Origin of the sequence: Pleomorphochaeta sp. DL1XJH-081 (genome assembly GCF_049310885.1) — a bacterium.
Taxonomy (GTDB): domain Bacteria; phylum Spirochaetota; class Spirochaetia; order Sphaerochaetales; family Sphaerochaetaceae; genus CAYZJV01.
Genome location: NZ_JBMDYO010000206.1, coordinates 1 through 239, shown reverse-complemented (window position 1 = coordinate 239; position 239 = coordinate 1). Strand labels below are relative to the sequence as shown.

Here is a 239-nt window from a genome sequence, read left to right as displayed (position 1 = left end):
AAATCACGCCACTTGTCTGAGGACGAACTTCAGAAATTTGATATGCTGAAGTACGGCCTGAAAGCTCAACGCTTTGTTCAACACTTTGTGGTTGAGCAACAATAACACCTACTTCTGCAGGCGGCATTTTCTGAGCAGCAGCAGCTTGCTGTTTCTCATCGGAGCCTTTGCTACAACCAACAAGCGCGATACTTGTTGCTAATGCGCAAGCAGTAAGGGCTGGTGCCCAAAGCTTAGCC

At 48.1% G+C, this 239-nt stretch carries 1 pseudogene; it reads right to left on the bottom strand.

The window, feature by feature from the left end:
* Positions 1-239, bottom strand: a pseudogene (locus ACODJP_RS14480) (hypothetical protein); the annotation flags it as partial.